Source organism: Acinetobacter sp. 197 (assembly GCF_048148385.1).
In the GTDB taxonomy this organism is placed as follows: domain Bacteria; phylum Pseudomonadota; class Gammaproteobacteria; order Pseudomonadales; family Moraxellaceae; genus Acinetobacter; species Acinetobacter pecorum.
In genome coordinates, this window is record NZ_JAYWZK010000034.1 from 1 (window position 1) to 1,192 (window position 1,192).

The window sequence follows — 1,192 nt, forward strand, 5'->3', positions numbered from 1 at the left end:
CTCTGCACACGACAAAAAAATCATCCCCACCCGATTTTCATAGGTTTAGGGGTTAAAAAGCTAACTAACTGTCGAAATACAGTCTTATCATTGTTAAAGAACACCAAGTGAAGGCCCTCAATCAACACATCCAGACCAAGCGCAAACAAACTGGCTTGAGGTCGAGCGTTTGACTTCAACTTGCGTTTTAACGGCTTATCTTTGTCTTTATAAATACCGACATGATAAGCCCAACAAAATGCTAAGGCGTTCACTGCGACTAATTTACTGACCCGATCAAGATGGGTTAAGTGGGTATCTTCAAGATTAAAGCCACGGCCCTTTAGACAAGCAAATAAAGTCTCAATCTCCCAACGCTTAGCATAGCTTGTCATCGCATCCACTGTTTCTAGTTGATTGGTGGCCACAATCACTAAACCATAGTCTTTATCACGCTTGGCAAATACTCGAACCAAACAACCATCGACAGTCAGTATTCGTCCATGTCGATATGTTTCTTGATGGCTAACATGGCGTAATAACTCTTTAATCTGTACCAACTTGCCATGATGATTCTTAACTTTACTGTTCTTCTTAATCCGTATGGCAAAGGGTATGTGATTATTGGTGAGCCAGTTAAACCATTTTTCGCCAACAAACTCTCTGTCTGCTACTATCATCTCAAGGTTATCTTTGCCAAATTGTTTGATAAACCGCTCAATAAGTTCACAGCGTTCAAGATGGTTTGTATTACCTCGCTTATCTAGCATGTGCCAGTATAAGGGGATGGCTATCCCTTTATATACCACCCCTAACATAAAGATGTTGAGGTTACTTTTACCCCATTTCCAGTTGGTGCGGTCAATGGTTAAGGTGACTTTGCCTAGCCCAAATAGTCGATATATCATTAAAGCCAGTTGATCGTAGTCTATCCTCGCTTCGGCAAAAAATCGCTGTAGTCTGCGATAGTGACTGTCGGTCTTGCCACCCTTAGGAAGGTGTCTTGCTATTTTTTTTAAGATTACTGCTTTGAGCAGTAATCAGGGCTATTATCATTAGGCTCAAACAATTGATTCTTGCCTTGTTCATGCTCAGGTTTTGGGTTAAAGTTTCACTAAGTCTGTTAAAGTTTGGCATGGTCTGATTCGTCTTAAAAATTACTATTATGCCTTTGCTTTAACAGACTTTTTTGTTTTTTTGTCGTGTGCAGAGA

1 protein-coding gene is annotated in these 1,192 nt (G+C 40.4%); it reads right to left on the bottom strand.

Going from position 1 to position 1,192, the window contains the following annotated elements; all coding sequences use genetic code 11:
• Positions 1–20 precede the first annotated feature (20 nt).
• Positions 21–1,016: an IS4 family transposase gene (locus VXQ11_RS15590; RefSeq protein WP_111034557.1), complete on the bottom strand. Its 996-nt coding sequence runs from the start codon at positions 1,014–1,016 to the stop codon at positions 21–23.
• Between the last annotated feature and the right edge of the window lie 176 nt (positions 1,017–1,192).